Below are 7,350 nucleotides of genomic sequence, written 5' to 3'. Positions count from 1 at the left end.
TCCTTTCTCGGTTTTAGCTTTTATTCAACCCACTACAGTTGACAAAGAGCCAGATTTTACTGATTTTATCTTTAATAGCGTTGTTTATATGGTTGATTGAAAGCTGTTAGAATTTCTTCAGGGGTTTGTGAATAGTCTTTTGTATCTTTCAAATCACCTTTTACGATAATACGCTCTGTCGCATCATAGTCTACACAGGTTACAAGCGTGATTTCATCAACACCACTACGGTCATCAATCTCATCGACGCGATCTGGAGTCACATGCTTCACTTCACGGATTTCATAGGTATAAACTTTATCCTTATCAGTTAGATAAATTTTCATCCCATTTTTAGCACGTGACAGTGGAGAAAAAAGCATTTGACTGGCATTTTCCGCCGTGAAGATGTGATGGCTCGCAAGTGAATAGTTTCCTTTCCCCATCACTTGGTCACGCTTCATTGTACCAGCTCCATAGAAGAGATTGACATTATCGAGCCCCTTAAAAATAGGCAAGTTAATTTCTACCTCAGGAACAGCAATTCCACCGATAACAGGCAATTTTTGCGAATCCCATTGTGAGGATAAGACAGCTTCTGACGAGATAGCTTTTACTGAATCAAAGTCAAAATTTCCTTCTGTATCTTGATTTTCTTCCAATTTTTCTTTTGATACCTGGCTGACTTGGTATTTATTAGTATTCCAAACCATGAACATATCACGAATTTTTGAATTGAAAATCAAAGCAAGTGACAAGAGAATTAAAAATCCTGCCAGGATATTGATTAGTAAATTTTTACGATTTGTTTTCTTTTTGTTCTTTTTATGAGACATTATGCTTCACCTTCTGTTTCGTTTTCTGCCCCAACTTCTTCTTTTTCTGCCGCTGTAACCGTAGTAAAGGTTACAATTTTAGCATCTTGGTCCAGGCGCATCACTTTAACTCCCATAGTTGAGCGACCTGTTTGTGAAATATTGGCAACGTTGGTTCGAATCATGACACCTGTATCAGTGATAATCATCAAATCTTCATCGCCTTTAACTGTCATAAGACCAGCAAGGGAACCATTCTTTTCAGTAATTTTAGCAGTTTGCATCCCTTTACCACCACGACCTTTTGTTGGATATTCAGTCGCAACGGTGCGCTTACCATATCCTTTTTCAGTGATGATCAGAACCTCATCCTGGTCTGTAATCACACTAGCACCAACAACTGTGTCCCCATCACGGAGATTAACACCTTTCACACCCGTAGCGATACGACTCATTCCACGAACGGCTGATTGATTAAAGCGAATTGCATAACCAAACTTGGTACCAATGATAATATCCGTATCTTCTTCCGTCAACAAGACATTAATCAACTCATCTTCATCTTTGAGGTTCAGTGCTTTAAGTCCATTTTGACGAATGTTAGCAAATTCCTTAACGCTGGTTCTCTTAACAATACCATACCGGGTTGTGAAGAAGAGATAAGCATCATCACTGCGTTCTGACTCGACATTGATGATGGTTTGAATACTTTCGCCTTCATCCAATTTCAAAAGATTGACAATCGGCAAGCCCTTGGCTGTACGACCATACTCAGGAATTTCATAGCCTTTCAGGCGATAGACACGGCCTTTATTTGTAAAGAAGAGTAAGTGATCATGGGTGCTAGTTGACACTAACTCACGAACAAAATCATCATCCTTAACTCCAGTACCTTGAACACCACGACCACCACGTTTTTGAGCGGTAAATTCGTCTTGGTCCAGACGTTTGATGTATCCTTTGTTAGAAAGAGTGATTAAGACATCCGATTCTTCAATCAAGTCCTCATCTTCAAGGCTTAAGACTTCACCGACCATTAATTCAGTACGACGTTGGTCGCCAAACTTACGCTTAACTTCGTCTAATTCATCTTTAATGATTTGAGAAACACGTTCTGGCTTAGCAAGAATATCTGCTAAATCCGCAATCAGAGCCAAGAGGTCATCATACTCAGACTGAATCTTATCGCGTTCCAAACCTGTCAAACGACGAAGACGCATATCAAGAATAGCTTGACTTTGACGTTCAGAAAGCTTAAACTTGCTCATCAACTCAGCTTGTGCTTCCGCATCCGTTTCACTAGCACGGATGATACGAATCACTTCATCGATATGGTCTAGCGCAATTAAGAGACCTTCTAAGATATGAGCACGCGCTTCTGCTTTTTCCTTATCAAAACGAGTCCGACGAACAACCACTTCTTTTTGGTGCTCAATATAAGCATCCAAAATCTGACGAAGGGACAAAATCTTGGGTACACCATTTTGGATAGCAAGCATATTGAAACCAAAGTTGGTTTGCATCTGGGTCATCTTGAAGAGGTTATTGAGAATAACATTTGCGGATGCATCACGTTTGACCTCGATTACGAAACGAACCCCTTCGCGGTTTGACTCATCACGAACTGCTGTAATACCCTCAATGCGTTTTTCCTGAACCAAACGAACAATATGCTCATGCACCTTTGTTTTATTGACCATATAAGGAAATTCTGTAACAACAATACGCTCACGGCCAGTCTTAGTTTCTTCAATTTCAGTACGTGAACGAAGGACAATAGAACCTTTACCTGTTTCATAAGCCTTATGAATACCTGATTTCCCCATAACAAGAGCACCAGTTGGAAAATCTGGACCAGGCAAGACTTCCATCAAGTCCTTAGTAGTCACTTCAGGATTGTCCATGACCAACTTCACTGCATCAATGGTTTCACCCAGGTTATGAGGTGGAATATTGGTTGCCATCCCAACCGCAATACCAGTCGCTCCATTAACCAAAAGATTTGGAAAGCGCGCTGGCAATACCAAGGGTTCACGTTCATTGGCATCATAGTTATCAACGAAATCAACTGTATTTTTGTTGATATCACGAAGCATTTCCAGAGCAATCTTGCTCATACGTGCCTCAGTATAACGCTGGGCAGCTGCACCGTCTCCATCCATAGAACCAAAGTTTCCATGCCCATCGACAAGCATGTAACGGTAGCTCCACCATTGAGCCATACGGACCATGGCTTCATAGATAGAGGAATCCCCGTGTGGGTGGTATTTCCCCATGACATCCCCTGTAATACGAGCAGATTTTTTATGAGGTTTGTCTGGAGTAACACCCAATTCATTCATTCCGTAGAGAATCCGACGATGAACGGGTTTCAAGCCATCTCGAACATCAGGAAGAGCCCGCGCTACGATAACACTCATGGCGTAGTCGATAAAGCTCGTCTTCATCTCCTTTGTCAGATTGACATTCACTAAATTTCTATCCTGCATTAATAAATGCCTCATTTCACAATTAGTAATTAACAATATTATACCATAATGTCTTCCATATTTCAGGTATCTAAAATCACTAAAACGTTTACATCAAGAACTCTAATGCATATCCGTGACAAAGCTTTTTAAAAGTGATAAAATTGAAATAACTGGGGAAATCCCTGAATAAAATTAAGGAGATGTTTAGAATAATGACTTCAACTAAACAACACAAAAAAGTTATCCTTGTCGGTGATGGTGCTGTAGGTTCATCTTACGCTTTTGCACTTGTTAACCAAGGAATTGCACAAGAGCTTGGAATTATCGAAATTCCACAATTGCATGAAAAAGCTGTTGGTGATGCGCTTGACCTTAGTCACGCCCTTGCCTTCACTTCACCTAAAAAAATCTATGCAGCTCAATACTCTGACTGTGCAGACGCTGACCTTGTTGTAATCACTGCAGGTGCACCTCAAAAACCAGGTGAAACTCGTCTTGACCTTGTAGGTAAAAACCTTGCTATCAACAAATCAATTGTAACTCAAGTTGTTGAATCAGGTTTCAAAGGTATCTTCCTTGTTGCTGCTAACCCAGTTGACGTCTTGACTTACTCAACTTGGAAATTCTCTGGATTCCCTAAAGAACGCGTTATCGGTTCAGGTACTTCACTTGACTCAGCTCGTTTCCGTCAAGCACTTGCTGAAAAATTGGATGTTGATGCTCGTTCAGTGCACGCCTACATTATGGGTGAACACGGTGACTCTGAGTTCGCTGTTTGGTCACACGCTAACATCGCTGGTGTAAACCTTGAAGAATTCCTTAAAGACACTCAAAATGTTCAAGAAGCTGAATTGATTGAATTGTTCGAAGGTGTTCGTGATGCTGCCTACACAATCATCAACAAAAAAGGTGCAACATACTACGGTATCGCAGTAGCCCTTGCCCGTATCACTAAAGCAATCCTTGACGATGAAAACGCAGTACTTCCACTTTCAGTATTCCAAGAAGGTCAATACGGAGTTGAAAACGTCTTTATCGGTCAACCAGCTGTTGTTGGTGCACATGGTATTGTTCGTCCAGTAAATATCCCATTGAACGACGCAGAAACTCAAAAAATGCAAGCATCTGCTAAAGAATTGCAAGCTATCATTGACGAAGCATGGAAAAATCCAGAATTCGAAGCAGCTTCTAAAAACTAATTTAGATAGAAAAAACTCCTTGAGTCATCAGGGAGTTATTTTTATCTCTATCTTAACTAAACATTTTATGAAGTTTACGTAAAAAAAGAACATTACTTTAAAAGCTATCATGTCACAGTTTGGGCATAAATCCGAAAACTACCAATTAGATCTATACTCACGTTACAAAAAATCTGAAGCAAGCAGTATTTGACGCACTTGATATCGTCGCATTAAATCGAAAGTAAAAAGTTTTGCCCCCTAGACAAAAAAAGAGCCCATCATACAGGCTAGAAAGCTTGATATGATAGGCTTTTTTTCATTTTGATTAGCGTACTGTACGGATACGCATTGTGTTTGTACGAACAGCTTCTCCAACTGGCACACCAGCTACGATAACGATATCGTCACCAGATTGTACAAGACCTGCTTCAACTGCTTTACGTTCAGCAATTTCGAACATATCATCAGTTGATGATGGAGCATCTGTCAACATTGGGATAACACCCCAGTTCAACATCAATCCACGTTCTGTCAATTCGTCGAATGTCAATGCCAAGATATCAGCATTTGGACGGTATTTAGAAATCAAACGTGCAGTGTGACCTGTCTTAGTAAGAGTTACAATCAATTTAATGTCCATTGAGTTAGTAGCATCTTTAACAGCTGAAGCCATTACTTCTGTCTTAGAGTTACGTTCAAATGAATCTGAGTTCAAACGACCGTATTCGTTAAGAAGAGTTTGAGCGTTCTTGTCGATTGTAGCCATTGTAGTTACTGACTCAAGTGGGTATTTACCGTTTGCAGACTCACCTGAAAGCATTGTAGCATCAGTACCGTCGATAACAGCGTTGAATACGTCTGATACTTCTGAACGAGTTGCACGTGGTTTTTCAGTCATTGTTTCAAGCATGTTTGTTGCTGTGATAACAACTTTACCTGCAGCATTGACTTTCTTGATGATCATTTTTTGGTAAACTGGAACCATCTCGAATGGTACTTCGATACCCATGTCACCACGAGCGATCATGATACCATCAGCAGCTTCGATGATTTCATCCAAGTTGTCGATACCTTGTTGGTTTTCGATTTTAGCGAACAATTGAACGTGTCCGTTTCCAGTTTCTTTACAGATTGCACGAACTTCGTTCACGTCTTTTGCAGTACGTACGAATGAAATCGCGATGAAGTTGATACCTTGTTCAAGACCAAAGCGGATATCATCGTTATCACGTTCAGCAAGAGCTGGGAAAGGAATTTTAGTGTTAGGGATATTAACACCTTTTTGTTTAGCAATTACGCCATCGTTTTCAACTTCAACTTCAAATTCACGAGTTGCGTCATCTTTAGCAACCACACGAAGTCCAAGTTTACCATCGTCAACCAAAACTTGACGACCAACTTCAACATCATCATAGATATCAAGAGCACCAGCAACGTTCAATGCAATCACATCACGAGTTGATTTGATTCCTTGTTTAGTCGCAACACGGATTTTTTCACCAGTTGTGTAAGAGTACTCTTTTGCATCTCCTTCAAACAATTCTGTACGGATTTCTGGTCCTTTTGTATCAAGAAGGAAACCAACTTTTTTACCTGCAAGTTTTTCTGCAAGTTTAACAGTTGCCATACGCTCACCTTGTTCTTGGTGGTCACCGTGTGAGAAGTTGAAACGGAATGTGTTAGCACCAGCTTCAATCAATTTAGCAATGTTTTTAGCTGAAGCTTCAACATCAAGTTTTTCACCCCAGTAACCGTCATCACCGAATTTTTTACCACCACGGATTTCTACCGCAGGTCCCAAAGTTGCAACGATTTTTACACGTTTGTTCATGATTTTTGTGACTCCTTTATATATATGACCTTTTTGGTCTTATTAACTAAATTATAAATTATGACAAGCTCTTATTCAAGCTAGATAGCTCAAGGTCAGCCTTATGTGGGTTGTTAACCACAATCTTACCATCTGCAGTCAAGCTAAACAATGCTCCTTCTTCTGCAGTTCCAAGAATTGGGTTTTCAACCATTTTCTCATTACGGATACCAACCGCAACACCACCGATACCTTCTTTAAGAAGTTTAACAGCATGGGCACCCATACGTGACGCCAATACACGGTCACGCGCAGTTGGAGAACCACCACGTTGGATATGTCCAAGTTCTGTTACACGAAGGTCGCTTGTATCTCCAGCTTCTTTTAGTTTTTGACCAAATTCAGCCGCTGACATCACACCTTCTGCCAAGACGATGATGTTGTGTTTTTTACCACACTCATAACCACATTTAATGCTTTCTACGATATCTTCAATCTTGAAGCCTTCTTCAGGAATGATGATTTCATCAGCACCAGTTGCGATACCAGCCCAAAGAGCGATATCACCTGCGTTACGTCCCATAACTTCGATAACAAATGTACGACGGTGACTTGATGATGTATCACGAATCTTATCGATAGCGTCCATAGCAGTAGTAACCGCTGTGTCGAAACCGATTGTGAAGTCAGTACCCACGATATCGTTGTCGATTGTACCCGGAAGACCGATAGCTGGGAAGCCATGTTCAGTCAAACGCATAGCACCGTGGTAAGATCCGTCACCACCGATAACAACTACACCTTCAATTCCGTGTTTTTTCAATTGCTCAATCCCTTTAAGTTGCCCTTCAAGTTGAGCGAACTCTGGGTAACGAGCAGAGTGAAGGAAAGTACCACCACGAGAAATGATGTCCCCTACTGAAGCTGCATCTAGGGGATGAATTTCACCGGCAACCATACCAGCATATCCATCATAGATACCAAACACTTCCATTCCTTCTGAAATTGCTTGACGAACTACTGCACGGATGGCAGCGTTCATACCAGGGGCGTCTCCACCACTAGTCAAAACAGCAATACGTTTCATATTGGTT

The 7,350-nt window shown here is 40.8% G+C and carries 5 protein-coding genes; 1 reads left to right on the top strand and 4 read right to left on the bottom strand.

What is annotated here, in order from left to right:
* Positions 1-71: 71 nt before the first annotated feature.
* The gene (locus tag ADG81_RS01820; RefSeq protein WP_000018500.1) at positions 72-815 is read right to left on the bottom strand and encodes a class A sortase; all 744 of its coding nucleotides are present in this window, start codon (positions 813-815) and stop codon (positions 72-74) included.
* Positions 815-3,283, bottom strand: a complete 2,469-nt coding sequence (gene gyrA / locus ADG81_RS01815) for a DNA gyrase subunit A (protein ID WP_001154037.1) — start codon at positions 3,281-3,283, stop codon at positions 815-817. Before gyrA ends, ADG81_RS01820 begins: the two co-directional genes overlap by 1 nt.
* 194 nt (positions 3,284-3,477) lie before the next feature.
* Here gyrA and ADG81_RS01810 point away from each other — a divergent pair, with 194 nt between their 5' ends.
* Positions 3,478-4,464, top strand: coding sequence for an L-lactate dehydrogenase (locus ADG81_RS01810; protein WP_020901464.1), 987 nt, complete (start codon positions 3,478-3,480; stop codon positions 4,462-4,464).
* Positions 4,465-4,771: 307 nt separating this feature from the next.
* Here ADG81_RS01810 and pyk read toward each other — a convergent pair whose 3' ends face one another.
* Positions 4,772-6,277 (bottom strand): pyruvate kinase, encoded by a 1,506-nt coding sequence (pyk, locus tag ADG81_RS01805; protein WP_049550729.1) that lies wholly within the window; start codon positions 6,275-6,277, stop codon positions 4,772-4,774.
* 58 nt (positions 6,278-6,335) lie between these two features.
* Positions 6,336-7,343 (bottom strand): 6-phosphofructokinase, encoded by a 1,008-nt coding sequence (gene pfkA, locus ADG81_RS01800; protein WP_000820863.1) that lies wholly within the window; start codon positions 7,341-7,343, stop codon positions 6,336-6,338.
* Between the last annotated feature and the right edge of the window lie 7 nt (positions 7,344-7,350).

This window comes from Streptococcus pseudopneumoniae (genome assembly GCF_001070815.1).
In the GTDB taxonomy this organism is placed as follows: Bacteria; Bacillota; Bacilli; order Lactobacillales; family Streptococcaceae; genus Streptococcus; species Streptococcus pseudopneumoniae_P.
This window is presented reverse-complemented; position numbering and strand designations above follow the sequence as displayed.